We start from the raw sequence: 14,934 nt of genomic DNA on the forward strand, positions 1-14,934 counted from the left end.
GATTATTTTGATTCTGAAGAATACCAGGATGCCTGGGACGAAAAGTGGAAAACGATAAAAGATCCCCGCCCATGGACCGAGCGTATCTATGGCAAGGGTAATTATTCCTTTACCATTGACACCCAGAGCATTGATTCCTATAATATTCAGATCAAAGTTCCAGAAGCAATCAATACCTCGTATATCCCTAAATCAGATGCAAAATACATAACCGAACAGAATGAGATCAAAAAAGTGATAAGCAATTTCTTTACCGGGTTCAATGAGAATTTGAGTGCTTATTACTTCACCAACATCACCACCTTCTTTGTCTCTGATCTGACCGCTCCGGAAACGATCAAACCCATATACGATTCCTATGTACAGGCCCGTGGGTCCGGGTTAACAGTGAAAGACGTATTGGTCGATGATATTCTGGTACGGGGCGACATCGGGAAGGACAATACGCTTATTCGGGCTACCACGGCAACCGTACGGGGGAATCTGGAGATTATGCAGAATAATGTTGAGAAAACAGTTCCTTTCGATATCGATCTTGTAAAAGAATCAGACGAATGGAAATTAAGGACCGTACCAGATATCAGATCCTAATTTTTTTAACTTACCCTCACAACTAACCTGATCCGTTTTTCCCGGAACCTATTGACCGGGTCGGACAACTAACTCAAAAGAGAATGAAACACCGTTGGTGTTTCATAAAGAATATTTTATTTAATCAAATTTTCGCTTATCCATTGACTGGATGTAGGTAATCTCTTTAGCTACCGTAATTTTATCAGTCATGTCATCAGGGATTGGGAGTTCAAAGTTCTCGAAATCTGCAAGATCCATTAACTGGGCAATGTTTCCCGCAATAGAAATAACCTGGGCGTTCTTCCGCTCAACAATCGGAGCATATACCTTTGCTGACACCGGCTGAACAACAGACCGCTTTACTCCATCAAAAATACCGGATACATCAAGTCGTGCCTTTGCAGCACCATGCTTCCCAGGCTTGGATATACTGATGGAGAGGATTTTACAAGGTTCATCATCAACCAGCATATATTTCCCCTCTTTCAGTTTACCTACTTCAGTCTGTTCCTTCATAAAACACCTAATTCAAAGCTGATTATATGTATCGAGCCACCCACACATAAATACACCGTAACGGACGCCTGGTAGCGATATTCATGGACTTCTTTTCAGCATGTAATTCAATGGCAGCATCGGTCAAAAATGCGATCATTCCCCTCTGCGGGACAGAAGAGGGAGCTCGCATGATCGGTATGGGAGCGGACGGAACCCCGACCAAGCAGATCGATAAGGTTGCTGAAGACCTGGTTATTGCCTCTCTCAGAGAACATGGACTCTGTAAAACTCTTATCAGTGAAGAGATTGGTAAAATCACCATCGGTGGAGAGAAAGGAACAATCTACCTGGATCCGGTTGATGGCACATTTAATGCGGTCATGAATATCCCATTTTACGCCCTTTCAATCGCCTACGCGGAAGAAGGGCAGATCATGAAGGCATTTGTTCAGAATCTTGCAACCGGGGAGACATTTACTGCAGAGAAGGGAAAAGGGGCATACCTGAATGGGTCACCGATTCAGGTATCAGCAGTTGTCGATCTCCAGACCAGCGCGATGAGTATCTATGGAAAACATTTTCAGCAGGATCGAATCTTCAACCTGATGCAGAAGATAAGGCGGTTCAGGCAGTTTGGTGCGTCAGCGTTAGAGATATCGTACGTTGCGGCGGGCAGGATTGATGGGTTTGTAGACCTGAGAAAAACGCTCAGAGTCACTGATGCAGCAGCAGGGGTTTTAATCTGTGAAGAGGCAGGGGGTCAGGTCACTGATCTGGACGGACGAAGGATCGTCTTTGCTGATGAGGTCACTATCGGCACGTGTCTGATAGCTACAAACGGGCACCTGCATCGGAAAGTAATCGAATATCTTCGGTGATGTGGATGGACATTCTGATAATAATCCGGATTGAAGACCCCCGCATTCGCAAGTACGCAGAACAACTCGGATGTCATCTTACCAATATTGGGCACCATATCCGGTTTGGACCAGAGAATCTTCACGAAGGTGGGGACAAGCTTTTCGATCCTGCCCATCCACCAGACCTGGTTGTAGTGGTTGGGGGAGACGGGACCATTCTGCTCACTGCCCAACACATGCCGATTCAGATTCCCTTGATCGGGGTAAACTGGGGAGAAGTCGGATTCCTTGCAGATCTTGAACCCGATGAAGCCTTTGCTTTTTTTGATCAGATGAAGGTGCCGATACAGACAGAACAACGGATGCGAATCTCGCTTGCAATCGATGGCAGATATACCGGAGATGCTCTTAACGAAGCGCTTATTGTTACTGATCGCCCTGCAAAGATGCTCAAGTTTCTCATACACATAAATGGCGTGATCGCTGAGCGCTTCAGGGCTGACGGACTGCTCATCAGTACCCCGACCGGGTCAACCGCGTATGCCATGAGTGCAGGTGGTCCAATCGTAGATCCACGCGTGGAAGGATTTTTGATGGTTCCAATCGCTCCATTCATGCTCTCCAACCGGCCACATCTCATTGATTCATCCCGGACCGTGCGGGTTACCCTGGAAGCTGAGAAACCTGCAAAACTGGTGATTGACGGACAGATTATTTGTCATATCGGTGAGATGAGTACGATTGATATCACCCGCTCTCAACATCCGGCTCTGTTTGTTGACGCTGGGGAGAATTTTTTTGAAAAAATTAACAGGAAACTGAGGCACCTCTAATGCTAACCGCATCCCATGAAATATATCGGTTTCATGTTTTTTCACCACATATCGGGCTACTTCAAGCGGTATCAGATCCATCAGGGATGAGGAATATTAACTATGAGTAATGACGTACAATTACGGGTATCAGGATGCAGATGAGACGTCAGGCTATTCTTCTGATCATATTCTGCTCAGCTCTGGTGGCATCTTCCTATGCACAAACCGGAGAGGAGTGGTTCGAGATAGGAAGCACACATTTCGATAACTCCTCGTTCCTCGAGGCAATTAGCGCATGGGAAAAGGCAGCTGAAGAAGATCCAAGTCTTTCAGCAAATGCATGGTATAATATCGGACTTGCCTATGCTGGTATGGAACAGTATGAACAGGCAGTCCAATCTTGGGATAAAACGATTGCAATAGCCCCGGACTCACCCATCGCGTATGACAATAAGGGGACCGCACTTGCTCTTCTGGGCAGGAATGATGAAGCGCTCGCCGCATACGATATGGCAATCAAACTGGATCCAGACCAGACTAAGTTTAAATCAGACAAGGAAATGCTTGTCAAAGGGTTGAACAATACAAAAACCCCCCTTTCAACAGCTGGTGTAATAGGAGCAGTCCTGATTGCAGGAGCTCTTCTGGTATACCGGCGCAGGATCTGATATCACCACACGGTGTATCCCCTCCAAAATAGGTTCTTTTTTCCCGGTTTCATTTCACCTTTTCGTCGTCATCTGCCAAAGGGTAACATGGAGATGAGTCTGACAAGGGTAATGCAAACCAATTCATGGTGCGTATAACAAACACAGACAAGCAGAAGGCATTTGTATCACTTCAAAGATACGGGGAGCTATGAGAACAAGACTGATGCAATGGTTCAAAATGTCAATACTGCTTACGGTTATTCTATCATTCCTCCTGTCCGGGATGGTGGCAGCAGAACAGGGAGTTGATATTATCGGTACCCGGATCGTGGTTCCCTCCTCACTTTATACCGGGGTATCTGATGAGGTTCAGGATTTTATCAGAAATGACGGATCCGACCAGGCAGGTCCTTTTGCAATTCAATACTATCTCTCTCGTGATCCTGATCAGATCGAGGGGCAGATTCTGATTGGAACCTGGAAGATTGACGGTCTGAAACCGGGTGCCCGGAAATATGGAAATACCACGATCACCGTTCCTTCAGGAACAGATCCTGGTGAATATTACCTGTTCAGATGGATTGACCAGGCAGGAGCAGTTGCCGGAGAACAATCAAGCAATAATATCCAGCGATCACAATCAACAATTCATGTGATCACCGGGAAAACCGGTACCTATGAAGGAATTGGGACGATTATTCAAGCCACCGGAACTGCCGGTAGCCAGATCCCGGTAACGGTGGTCATCAACCAGACCGTACCAAAAGAAGAAGAATCCGGGTTGATCTATCTGTTCCTCTCCCAAGGTACCATGCCTGACTCATCACTCATCAGCCTCGGTACTGTTTCAATTCCCCAATCCCCTTCACCTGGCGAACATGAAGTCCTGGGAGCCGTATCGGTGCCGCCGGATACCGCTGAAGGCACCTATTATGTATTCACCTCCTTTCTCCCGGCAGAACAGGTAAGGGGAGAGGGAACCCCTGTTTCCTTCTGGTATAACGAAGATCCAATCCAGATCACCAGAGCCACAGGTGTTGTATCATCCGAAGAAAAAGGACAGGATCTGCAAAAACAGAAAGAACCTGATGTAGTTTTAATTGAGAATGAACAGCCGGACGAAGCATTCATTGGTGACACCTTTACGATTACTGATTCAATTAAAAATGTCGGAGGTGCTGAAGCCAATATTGCTAAAGTCGAATATTTACTCTCCCCTGATTCAGATGGTACGAAAGGAACACATCTGGCCTGGAGAACAGTTCTAAGTCTGAAGCCGGACCAGACTAGCACCGAGCAGAAACAACTGGGTGTGCCGTCATATTTCAAGTCAGGATTATTCTATCTGGCTAAAAAGATTGCAGTAACTGCTGCAATACCTGAAAAGGACTCGGATAACAACTGGTGGGTGAGCAGTAAACCGATCCATATCAGATATAATCCTGCGTCTCCAATCCCTGACCTGACTCATATCAGAACGGTATGGCCACATATAATACCGGGAGAATCAGGATCGATCACTGATACCATCACCAATATCGGGCATGGATGCGCCCATGATGTGGCAATCGCTTATTATCTCTCTCCCTATCAGGAGTTTGAGATGGCAACTGCACACTACCTCGGAGTATGGAGACTGGATTCGATCTGCCCGCTTGAGCAGAAGACAAACAGCACACCGGTCATGATCCCGACAGACCTTGCTCCCGGAGAGTATTACCTCTACTCGGTCATTGATCCCTGCTCATTCATGCCTGAATGCGGAGAAGAAATGCCAGAACTGGAAAAATCCAATAATATGAATATCGGAAAGATCATGATCGGTCCATGTGCGTTTTGCTGATGAGACAGCCTTTACGTAAACCAGGATCCAGCCACCCCATATCCCGGATACTTTTTTGCTGATCCTGAGTAAGTAATCCACATGGCTGGCAATTTAATGAGTCCTGCCCAATCCGGCCAGACCGACAGTGGCTCAATGTTTGGTTCCTCTCAATCGGGAAGACCAGGGCATGAAACTAATACGGAAGAGTCCTTTCAGATTGTCGAATTTCTATTAGGGCAGGATCACTATGCAATCAACCTCTTTGATGTGAAAGAGATTGTTGAATATGCAAGGATCACCAGGTTGCCAAACAGTCCTCCATATATCAAAGGGATTATTGACCTGAGAGGTGAGATCACAACGATAATTGATCTCAAACAGCAACTGGCCATAACCGCAGAGAGCGCAACGAGTGAAGAAAATTCTCGCATTATTGTGCTTGACGACCGGTTGACCAGTTCCAAGACCGGAATCATGGTCGATGATGTGCTTACTGTCTCAACCTGTTATTCAGATCAGGTTGATGTGACTGCAACATCCGGAGATGATGGTTCGCACATTATGGGAATTATCAAAAAACAGACCCGGGATAAAGAGAAGGAAGTGACTCAGTTGATCATCTGGCTGGATATTAAAAGTCTCTTCACTGCCATGGAACAGAATTAATCTCCCCTGGTTTAGTCAGGCCTCTTCAACCATCATCTCATAATTGATTACATTTTCAGCAATATCAGCAGAATATTCGCCGGTTCTGCGGATACTATCGGCAATATTCCGAATAGGAACTGCGACCGTTGTTGGAAGACTGAGTATCCCTGAATTAATACGATTATAATTTTCTTCCAGGTGATGAATCGACTCGATCATCCGGTTAGCTTTTTTCAGATCATGGGAAAAGAACGCTTCAACGCTCTTTTCAAATACCTGAATTGCTCCTTCAGAAGCAGTCAGGATGAGGGATGAGAGATCATCTCCGACATCATCCGTCTTGATCTTCATGGCATTATGAGCTATCCTGACTCCGTGATCTCCAACCCGCTCCATGATCCTCCCTACCTGAAAGTGAGGGAGCATCCTGACAATAGAAGTGTTCATCTTACGGGAGAGATGGATGTTCTGCATGATCATATTGGTCTGTCTGGCAATGAGCCAGAACAGACGATCAACATCGTTGTCCCGGTCCATCACATCTTCTGCGAGAGCATGATCATTGTGCAGCAGTGATTCTATAGCATCATGATGCATTCCTTTTACGATCACAAACATCCGCTTCAGGGAGTTTTCAAAGGGCATCTCAAGAGGATTGAGGAGATCTTTCAGAAGTATTGACTGATCGGTCTCTTCAACACATTCAGGACCGATCACCATCGATGAGAACTCACGAAGTTTAACTCTGATCTGCCCGGGAATACGGTCTTTCGTGGTTATCCGGATTGCACTGTACCCCGCGATATACGTCCCTATCAGAAGACGAAGAAAATATTCAGGTTCAGTCTGCTGATCCACCATGAGTTCTTTGACCCGCTGGATCTGATCACCGCTAATATTCTTGGTAACCATGAGGGTGCCATCAGGCTGAATGAGAACACCAAGCGGGTCATTCTTTTTGATATGCAGTGACTCAACCCAGTTCTTAGGAAGAGTGATCACATAGGACGAACCCCCGGTCATCTGCACTCGTCTGATTTCCATATATTTTTAACCTGTAAATAGAGTTCTCCTCCAATCCATATAGATAGTTTGAATTTGTACCGAACTATGGAGGGCCCAAAGTAACCAGGATCACAAGAACCTTCACGCTCGGCAGAGAAACCAAGGTACCAGATATGCATGATCTGCCAGTAGCATTTCAGGTAGTCAGTTCATGGGATTCAGCAGATATTATTGCACTCTATCAGTCAGCTGGGTGGTGGCGCGACTGGTATGATCCTGCAGGCATTGTACCGCTGATTCAGGGGAGTTTCGTCTTTGTAGTCGCGGTACAACAGGAAACCGGAAAGGCAGTAGCAATGGGGAGGATATTATCAGACCGGGTTGCAACCGGATATATCCAGGATCTCTGTGTGCTTACTGAACTGCGTGGCAGGCACATCGGTGTTGGCCTCTTGAATTTTCTCATTGCAGAAGCGAAGAGAAGGGGGATTTCATCCCTGTATCTGGTAGCAGAACCTGATACCCGGGACTTCTATGAAAAATCAGGTTTTATCTGTAATAGCGGCATGATATTTCTGACGAACACTCTGGAAGAGTCGTATGAAACTTGATGATGCAGACTTTCACCCGATTACGCTTGACGATAAGAAAATTTTTGAAGATGTCTACTCCCGCTACCCGATAGAACATTCTGAGAACACCTTTGGTACACTCTACTGCTGGCGCCATTACGGCCATTACGAGATTGCAGTGATAGAAGGATGCCTGATCATCAGAGGAAGCACGGATTCATATACCTCTCTCCGTGCTCCAATCGGCCCGAAAAATCCGGATGTGCTGAATGCAGTCATTGATCTTGCGGTTGCTACCGGAGAACAGGCACCATTTCTGGTGCTTGAACCCTGGCAGTATCAGTGGATCCAGGAGGTCAGGCCAGAACTTGTGTTGAAACCGGATCGTGAATTTTTTGATTATGTGTATGAGACAGCGGATCTTGCAAATCTTGAGGGAAAACCATACCTGATGATCAGAAAACAACTGAACAAATTCAGGAAGAAATGCCCGTCAACCGTTGAGCCGATCACAGAAACAAATTTTGATGAGGTGAAGGAGTTTCTCAAACGCTGGTGTGAATGGCGTGAATGTGACAAATATACCATCCTCAAACATGAGAAAGAAGCTCTCTGGGAGTCTCTTGAGGTGTTTGAAGAACTCGGGTTCGAAGGAGTGGCAGTGAAACCTCACGGAGAGATAGGGGGGATTGCCATTTTTGAAGAACTCAATCCCTGGACTAGCGTGGTACATTATGAGAAAGGTTTGCCTGATTGTGAGGGTATTTACAAAGAGATCAACTATCAGACCGCTGATCTTCTCCGTACCCGGTACAGGTTCATCAATCGTGAAAGTGATATGGGTCTTCCAGGACTGAGAGAGGCAAAAGAGCGGTATCATCCCCACCATATGGCTGAACTTCACTATCTTGACCTGTTACATACCGATCTCTCATAAGTTCTGATTCCCAGATATCCCCGGGATAGTAAAATTTCAGAGTAATTCCCGGGGAAGAATATTATCACATTTATTTTATACTTATATATCAATACTAAAAATGCGATAATGCTCCGCCCTATGGTTTTTCGGGCACAAACAATCATTTCCGTTCTACTGGCAGGTAGTATCCTCATGCTTCTTCTGGTATCCCAATCCTGTATCGCAGAGATCTCGATCGGGACCGTCATCGATACGGTCGGGATGGCACATGACCAGACGATGATCTCACAACAATACGGAAACCCGGTGATAAACGGATCTGCCTCACTTTTTCGTGACTCGACCATGACCAACGGGGGAGATCTGAAACTGGTTAAGACCGTCTCATCAGGTGGAGAATCAGCAGAGAAACAGATGATTGAGGCGCAGAAGGTGCTCAGTTATGACGCAGGTTCTACTGGTAGTCACCTTGCAGCAAGTGAAGAGATGATAACTACCACTGCTCATGCAGCTGATGATAACGCATCAGCACTCTGTGTTCTGGCATCTGGAGATTCAAGCCAGGCAAATACGTCATTCACTGCGTCAGCATCTCTCGATATAGCCAGTGCAACAACCCTGCAGATGGCGACCAGAACCAGGATCTCCACCAGTGATCTTCAGTACGCAGTTAGTGCAAACACCTCCCAACCCGGAGGGAACCGATCTAATCCGGCTCTGATAACCACTACCTTCAGGTATGGAACAGAAACTGCAGATGAGATGAACCTGGTATCAGACAGGTCAAAGATTGCCGGACTCTTCGATCTCTTTAACAGAGTGTATCATGCCGGAGAAGAGGCGACGATTCAGGCAGAGACACAGGGATCAGGAATGGTCACTGCAAAGACGATTGCTGAACACAACTATGCTCCAAAGAATACGACCGGGCAGGTGGAATGGACCGGATCAACCGTATATGCCTCAACCCTCCTCACCAACGGAGGAGATCTGGATGAGACCCGTACCCTTGCAGCTGATAACGATCTAACCTCCCAGCGGGTGGTAAATTACCATGCAAACGGATCCAATTCAATGCAGAGTGAAGAACGGCTTGTGGTGGTGAAAAAGGTATTAAGTGGTTTGAATACTTCGTCTGATCCAAGTTGTGTCTTCGGAGGCCAGAGTAGCGACTCGAATGTGACGAATATTCCAGTCCAGTCAGTGAGTGCCTCTTCCCAGGTGATGGGAGTTGACTCTGCCCAGATCGTATCCCGTGCATCAATGGACATTGGCAGTGATAACAATGGAACTTCGCCGGTGGTAGTGCGTTATCAGGCTGATGTCACCTCACCGGTTCAGTTTGATGCAACCATTCTGCAGCGTATGACCGATCCAGACAAAGATGGCAGGTTCGAGGATCTGAATGGAAACGGACGACAGGATATGCAGGATCTGGTGCTTCTCTTTAAGAATTTTGAGTGGCTTTCAAAGAGCAGTATCTCAACCAGGTTTGATTATAATTCCAATGGAAGGGTTGATCTTGCTGATTTGACCTTTGCGTTCAAACAAGTCAGGCAAAAATGAATAATACCGGATCCCGGTTTAAGTCCCATTATAAATGAGGATCCGATAATCATGTATCTTTATCAGCAAATCAAAACATAATATCAACAGAGTCCGGGGGTCAGGTCAGGTGCAGGAATTACCCGTCATTCGTGTTCTGTTCGTTGATGATAACGAAGATATCGGCAATATTTTTAAATCATTTCTTGAGGCGAAAAAACAGTTTCAGGTCACCGCCTGCACATCGGCAGCAGAAGGTCTTGAATTTTTGTCATCTCATCTGGTTGATGCAATTATTTCTGATTATGCCATGCCGGAGATAAACGGAATCGCTTTTCTGGAGATCATCAAGCATCAGTTTCCTGACATGCCGTTTATCATGCTGACCGGTGAAGACACCAAGGAGATTGCAATCGCCGCCCTGAATGCAGGTGCTGACTTTTACCAGAATAAATCGGATGAACTGGATATACAGACCCTTGATATCGCAAAAAAAATCAGGGTCCTGGTCTCAAAACGAGATGCAGAGAGAGCAATCAGGCGAAAGGATGCCATTCTTGAAGCCATCAGTTATGCAGCAGATCAATATCTGAAAGGATCAATTCTTCATATTGATTCGCGTGACATTCTCGGTCGTCTTGGCATAGCGACAGGAGCAGATCTGGTATATCTGGTTAATACCGTGGATTGTGATACCGAGTGTTTCAGGTATGAAATATCAGTGTTATGGTCAAAGAATGAAGACATGATACCGGTCTCCCCTTCGGGATGGCCGGAGAAGTGGCACCATCTATTGACTGAACAAAAATTCTATTCAGGAGATATTACCACCGCATCCCGAAGCGAATCTGATTTTCTTCGAAATTCAGGGATTACTTCCCTGCTTATCATCCCAGTCAGTGCTAATGCACAACTCTGCGGGTACTTAGTCTTTGAGGATCGGGAACATGAGATCAGGCGATCTGCCATAGAGATACAGACACTCAATATGGCAGCTGAGATCATTGGATCTGCCCGGTACCGGAGTCATATCGAAGAATTTTATAAGACTCCGGCTGAAGAAGCGAATCTTGGGATTTTCCTGCTTTGCAGCAAAGAATTGAGATATGTAAACCCTCGTATCTGCATGATATTTGGATACCGAAAGGAAGAACTCCTGAAATTAAAAGATCCACTCGTTCTCATTCACCCGTCAGATCGTGAGATCTTTCAGGATCATATTACAAAGACGCTGGAAGGAGCAGATCCTACTCATCATTTCGAATGTGTCGGTATCAGAAAAGATGGACGGGAGATCTATCTAGAGATCTATCTGACCTCCATCAAAAATCAGAATTCCATGTGTATTGCCGGTAATCTCATCGATGTGACTGATCGGAAAATTATCCAGCAGTCACTCCAGGAGAGTGAATTACGATACCGGCGTCTTGCAGAGCAACTCGACGATCTGATTCTGGTTATTGATACTTCCAGGACGATTACCTATGTTAACCCGGCGGGATTATTGGCATTTCCCACGATTAACCAGTCAGAATTACCAGATATTTGTGAGGTATTCAGGGAAAAGGCATATTCCGGGTTTATAGAACTGATAGATAACTCCATTCTTGACGGAAGAATCAGATCATGGAGTGCAGAGATTTCACTGCCAAATCAGGGTACTACCTGGTATGATATTTCCATCACTCCGCTGAAGATCGATGAGGGAGAGATTACATCACTCGTGATCTATTTCCATGATGTCTCCTTCAGGGTTCAGCGGGAAGAAGAGATCCGGCGGGCTGGACTAGCCCAGTTAGAACTGAATATGGAACAGTTCCAGGTCCTCAATGATGAAATTCGTAATCCGATTCAGGTGATCAAAGGGCTTAATCTACTCCAGGGAGGTGAGTACTCAGGAAGGATTGAGGTGCAACTGGGCATCATCAACGACCTGATAGATAAGCTGGACCGGGCATGGGTCCAGTCAGAAAAGGTACATAAATTCCTTCTTCGGCATTATCAGCATGGCTTTTTCATCGAGAAAGATTCCTGTCCCATACCGGATGAAAATACCAGTTCATCGCCTCCTGATTCCCAGGAGAACAAACCATAATTCTATGGGTAAGAATATCTCTTTTCAATCCGGTTTGTTTATCTCAATAGTTCCATCAGGCTGATGGACCCATATGGATAAACCATAGCAGAGTCGACGGGTATCAGGTTTGATGATGAGTGATCGTTGTCTGGCAATAATTGGTGGCGGACCTGCCGGGCTATTCTGTGCGATACAGGCAGCTGATGCCGGGTTACGCATTCAGGTATTTGAGAAGAACCGAGCCTGTGCAAGAAAACTACTGATGAGTGGTTCAGGTCAGTGCAACATTACTCATGACGGGGAAACCAGAGCATTCCTTACCCATTATGGAGATAATGGATCCTTCCTCAAACCAGCCCTGCTGAACTTTCAGAACCACGATCTGGTAACATTTTTTTCTGAACACGGGGTTCAGTTAGAGACCGAACCCGGGGGAAAAATATTCCCGGTCTCCCGAAAGGCTCATGATATTCTTGAGGTTCTGATCAGGGAGTGCTCCCTTGCAGGAGTGAAGATACGATCAGAAGAACCTGTTATCGAGGTTTCGCATGAATCAGGAAGGTTTCTCATCAGGACCGGGAAGGATTCACTATATGTAGATGCGGTGGTTATTGCCACCGGTGGAGAGACCTACCCTGCTACCGGGTCAACAGGAGATGGATTCAGGCTGGCCCGTACACTCGGTCATCAGGTCACCGGGACCGGTCCTGCTCTTACCAGTGTGAATGTGCAGAATTATCTGTTTGCTGATCTTTCCGGCATTTCATTTGCTGATCTGCCAATTACGCTTTTTCGTGACGGCAAAAAGATCAGAACTCATACCGGGGATCTCCTCTTTACCCATACCGGGTTATCCGGGCCTGGGATTCTTGATTTCTCACGGTTTATCAGGCCCGGAGATCTCCTGAAGGTCTCATTTGTGCCGGGTAACGATGCACAGAAGGTGAACGCGATCCTGGTTGAACTGATAGCAGCAGCGGGCAACCGTCAGGTAAAGACCGTCCTTGGAAAATTCGATCTCCCGGAACGGCTTATCAGAAAACTGATGGAGATTGCAGGTATCGATCTGGAACTTACCGGCCCTCATCTCTCCAAAAAAGATCGGACTTCCCTGGTCGACCTCATCACTGCCTGTCCATTCGTGGTAAGGAGCCTTGGTGGACCAGATGAGGCGATGGCTACCCGTGGCGGGGTGGCTCTGGGTGAGGTCAACCCAAAGACCATGGAATCAAAATTTCTCCCTGGATTATTTTTTATCGGAGAGGTGCTTGACATTGATGGCGATACCGGAGGGTATAATCTACAGGCTGCTTTTTCTACCGCTATGCTGGCAGCGAAACGGATCCGTATGATCGAAGGTCAGAACCTTTCATCCAGCTCCAAATAAAGGAAGTGTTGGAACCTGAAGGTGATTCCGGATTATTTCATCCAGCCCATCTGGACATACCACTCATATTCATGCGCAAACCGTTCTTTGTTGAACTGTATCAGTCTGCAGAAGTATTCACGGGTCTGGGCATGGATTTGATCCTGTTCAGGATATGAATGTTCACCGCGAATAGATTGTGCCAGTCTCTTTCCAAGATCATATGCCTGTTTTTTTGCCGGTTGTAGTGCTTCCGGGTTTCCACCGATTGCAACCCCTATTCCACCGACAACCGTTGCACCGAGTGTTGTCAGGACACTGTTCATATAGGTAACAACATCCTGCTCGTGACTTCCTCCTGCGGTGCAGACCGAACATCCGTACTTTTTATAAAATTTTTGACAGTGGATTGCGTCTGCCATCCGGTCAAACATGGCTTTCAGCGGGGCTGATACTGAATTGATATAATTGGGTGACCCAAGAACGATGCCATCAGCTTCCATCATCTTGTCAAAGAGATCATTGAAGTCATCAAGGAGTGAACATTCTCCTTTTGCGTAACATAACCCGCAATCGGTACAATAATCGATGGTATACAGATACAGATCAATTGATTCGATCTCTGCACCTTCTGATTTCGCACCGTCCAGTACGGCATCTACCAGTTCAAGTGTTCTACTGGCTTTTCCTTTCGGACTCGCATTGATCCCGATGATCTTCATGACTATCTCCAGAGTAGGGATCAGTTAGGGAAGCAGAAATAGTATCCCATCATCCGTATCCCCGTCGGGATGAAGAGTGCTGATCAATAATTCGGGGGGTCATTCTGCTACCCGATTCATATGGGAGTTCACGGCCTGGAACTGAGGGGAGAAATTGAGTACAGAGAATCCTGATTATCAACCAGACAACCGAATCGTATGTTCTGTGTTCGTACAGAATGCTATACCGATCTTACCTTTTGCTTATATACAAGAGGGAGGATCACGAATTGACTTTAACAGGGTGGCTTTATAATATGTAAAAAGGACGGGATGAGAGCTACCCTGAGGTGTCCCCGGATGAATTCCCACGTATCGGCATAGTTTGAGTAAAATGATCATCACCGGGCGGAACCATGTACTCATAATTAGGTAAAATCGGGAACCCCCGATTGCGTATTATTCCTCCTATTTGTAAATAAACCCACAAAACGCCCCTGATTGGGAGGATAGATCATGGGGGGGCGGGAAATTTATTTTCAGGTATATGTGTACACACAGAGACATGATCATACCTGTTCTCCTGTGTATCCACGTATTTCCCGCCTTATGTACATATATAATTATTATTACTTAGATATTCGTAAGTATTCAGCTATCTGAAGCTTTGATTAAAACTCTTCCTTTTTCTACAAAGTTCGCTCCATTCATTTGACATGTTTGAATAGCGGATGCAAGTACTTCAATATTTCTCGTCCTTTTCGGTGATTTGGTCCCTCCACTAACTTTGCGCAATACAACATTCGGTCTTACCGCTCGTTCTGCCCGATTATTGGTTCCGTCGACCTCTGGATTTGTTACAAAAACGAACAATTTGTCC

15 protein-coding genes are annotated in these 14,934 nt (G+C 46.0%); 11 read left to right on the forward strand and 4 right to left on the reverse strand.

Annotation, left to right across the window (positions count from 1 at the left end):
* Nucleotides 1–591: hypothetical protein (locus LUQ50_RS07660; RefSeq protein WP_300038658.1), on the forward strand; the 591-nt coding region annotated here is incomplete at its 5' end.
* Between the two features lie 120 nt (nucleotides 592–711).
* Here LUQ50_RS07660 and LUQ50_RS07665 read toward each other — a convergent pair.
* Entirely contained in the window at nucleotides 712–1,089 is a 378-nt protein-coding gene (locus LUQ50_RS07665) for a translation initiation factor IF-5A (RefSeq protein WP_300038661.1), read from the reverse strand.
* Between the two features lie 83 nt (nucleotides 1,090–1,172).
* On the opposite strand from LUQ50_RS07665, the gene LUQ50_RS07670 reads away from it, so the two are divergent.
* The 5 genes from LUQ50_RS07670 to LUQ50_RS07690 all read left to right on the forward strand — a co-directional run bounded on the left by LUQ50_RS07670 (nucleotide 1,173) and on the right by LUQ50_RS07690 (nucleotide 5,887).
* Entirely contained in the window at nucleotides 1,173–1,949 is a 777-nt protein-coding gene (locus LUQ50_RS07670; RefSeq protein WP_300038663.1) for a bifunctional fructose-bisphosphatase/inositol-phosphate phosphatase, read from the forward strand.
* Between the two features lie 5 nt (nucleotides 1,950–1,954).
* On the forward strand, nucleotides 1,955–2,764 hold the full coding sequence (locus LUQ50_RS07675; RefSeq protein WP_300038666.1) for an NAD(+)/NADH kinase: 810 nt from the start codon (nucleotides 1,955–1,957) through the stop codon (nucleotides 2,762–2,764).
* A 140-nt stretch (nucleotides 2,765–2,904) separates the two neighbouring features.
* A complete protein-coding gene (locus tag LUQ50_RS07680) occupies nucleotides 2,905–3,414 on the forward strand; it encodes a tetratricopeptide repeat protein (RefSeq protein WP_300038669.1) in 510 nt (169 codons plus the stop codon).
* 205 nt (nucleotides 3,415–3,619) lie between these two features.
* Nucleotides 3,620–5,239, forward strand: coding sequence for a CARDB domain-containing protein (locus tag LUQ50_RS07685; protein ID WP_300038672.1), 1,620 nt, complete (start codon nucleotides 3,620–3,622; stop codon nucleotides 5,237–5,239).
* Between the two features lie 135 nt (nucleotides 5,240–5,374).
* Nucleotides 5,375–5,887, forward strand: coding sequence for a chemotaxis protein CheW (locus LUQ50_RS07690; protein WP_300038699.1), 513 nt, complete (start codon nucleotides 5,375–5,377; stop codon nucleotides 5,885–5,887).
* A 15-nt stretch (nucleotides 5,888–5,902) separates the two neighbouring features.
* On the opposite strand, the gene LUQ50_RS07695 is transcribed toward LUQ50_RS07690, so the two are convergent.
* On the reverse strand, nucleotides 5,903–6,913 hold the full coding sequence (locus tag LUQ50_RS07695; RefSeq protein ID WP_300038675.1) for a phosphate uptake regulator PhoU: 1,011 nt from the start codon (nucleotides 6,911–6,913) through the stop codon (nucleotides 5,903–5,905).
* A 134-nt stretch (nucleotides 6,914–7,047) separates the two neighbouring features.
* On the opposite strand from LUQ50_RS07695, the gene LUQ50_RS07700 reads away from it, so the two are divergent.
* The 5 genes from LUQ50_RS07700 to LUQ50_RS07720 all read left to right on the forward strand — a co-directional run bounded on the left by LUQ50_RS07700 (nucleotide 7,048) and on the right by LUQ50_RS07720 (nucleotide 13,374).
* Nucleotides 7,048–7,485 carry a GNAT family N-acetyltransferase gene (locus tag LUQ50_RS07700; RefSeq protein WP_300038678.1) on the forward strand — a complete coding sequence of 146 codons (438 nt, stop codon included), beginning with the start codon at nucleotides 7,048–7,050 and terminating at the stop codon, nucleotides 7,483–7,485.
* Complete coding sequence (locus LUQ50_RS07705; RefSeq protein WP_300038681.1) at nucleotides 7,475–8,383, forward strand: phosphatidylglycerol lysyltransferase domain-containing protein; 909 nt, start codon at nucleotides 7,475–7,477, stop codon at nucleotides 8,381–8,383. Before LUQ50_RS07700 ends, LUQ50_RS07705 begins: the two co-directional genes overlap by 11 nt.
* Nucleotides 8,384–8,557: 174 nt before the next feature.
* Nucleotides 8,558–9,931 (forward strand): hypothetical protein, encoded by a 1,374-nt coding sequence (locus tag LUQ50_RS07710; RefSeq protein WP_300038684.1) that lies wholly within the window; start codon nucleotides 8,558–8,560, stop codon nucleotides 9,929–9,931.
* A 109-nt stretch (nucleotides 9,932–10,040) separates the two neighbouring features.
* Complete coding sequence (locus LUQ50_RS07715; RefSeq protein ID WP_300038687.1) at nucleotides 10,041–12,005, forward strand: PAS domain S-box protein; 1,965 nt, start codon at nucleotides 10,041–10,043, stop codon at nucleotides 12,003–12,005.
* Between the two features lie 112 nt (nucleotides 12,006–12,117).
* Nucleotides 12,118–13,374, forward strand: coding sequence for an NAD(P)/FAD-dependent oxidoreductase (locus LUQ50_RS07720; RefSeq protein ID WP_300038690.1), 1,257 nt, complete (start codon nucleotides 12,118–12,120; stop codon nucleotides 13,372–13,374).
* Between the two features lie 32 nt (nucleotides 13,375–13,406).
* Here the strand turns inward: LUQ50_RS07720 and LUQ50_RS07725 are convergent, their stop codons facing one another.
* Together LUQ50_RS07725 and LUQ50_RS07730 are read right to left on the reverse strand one after the other, a co-directional pair.
* Complete coding sequence (locus LUQ50_RS07725; protein ID WP_300038693.1) at nucleotides 13,407–14,075, reverse strand: flavodoxin family protein; 669 nt, start codon at nucleotides 14,073–14,075, stop codon at nucleotides 13,407–13,409.
* 630 nt (nucleotides 14,076–14,705) lie between these two features.
* On the reverse strand, nucleotides 14,706–14,934 hold a 229-nt coding region (locus LUQ50_RS07730; protein ID WP_300038696.1), incomplete at its 5' end, for a transposase.

The organism is Methanospirillum sp. (genome assembly GCF_028679455.1).
Taxonomy (GTDB): domain Archaea; phylum Halobacteriota; class Methanomicrobia; order Methanomicrobiales; family Methanospirillaceae; genus Methanospirillum.

Coding starts and splice junctions, on each gene's coding strand:
- LUQ50_RS07665 (WP_300038661.1), bottom strand. CDS start 1,089: ATGAAGGAACAGACTGAAGTAGGTAAACTGAAAGAGGGGAAATATATG.
- LUQ50_RS07670 (WP_300038663.1), top strand. CDS start 1,173: ATGGACTTCTTTTCAGCATGTAATTCAATGGCAGCATCGGTCAAAAAT.
- LUQ50_RS07675 (WP_300038666.1), top strand. CDS start 1,955: ATGGACATTCTGATAATAATCCGGATTGAAGACCCCCGCATTCGCAAG.
- LUQ50_RS07680 (WP_300038669.1), top strand. CDS start 2,905: ATGAGACGTCAGGCTATTCTTCTGATCATATTCTGCTCAGCTCTGGTG.
- LUQ50_RS07685 (WP_300038672.1), top strand. CDS start 3,620: ATGCAATGGTTCAAAATGTCAATACTGCTTACGGTTATTCTATCATTC.
- LUQ50_RS07690 (WP_300038699.1), top strand. CDS start 5,375: ATGTTTGGTTCCTCTCAATCGGGAAGACCAGGGCATGAAACTAATACG.
- LUQ50_RS07695 (WP_300038675.1), bottom strand. CDS start 6,913: ATGGAAATCAGACGAGTGCAGATGACCGGGGGTTCGTCCTATGTGATC.
- LUQ50_RS07700 (WP_300038678.1), top strand. CDS start 7,048: ATGCATGATCTGCCAGTAGCATTTCAGGTAGTCAGTTCATGGGATTCA.
- LUQ50_RS07705 (WP_300038681.1), top strand. CDS start 7,475: ATGAAACTTGATGATGCAGACTTTCACCCGATTACGCTTGACGATAAG.
- LUQ50_RS07710 (WP_300038684.1), top strand. CDS start 8,558: ATGCTTCTTCTGGTATCCCAATCCTGTATCGCAGAGATCTCGATCGGG.
- LUQ50_RS07720 (WP_300038690.1), top strand. CDS start 12,118: ATGATGAGTGATCGTTGTCTGGCAATAATTGGTGGCGGACCTGCCGGG.
- LUQ50_RS07725 (WP_300038693.1), bottom strand. CDS start 14,075: ATGAAGATCATCGGGATCAATGCGAGTCCGAAAGGAAAAGCCAGTAGA.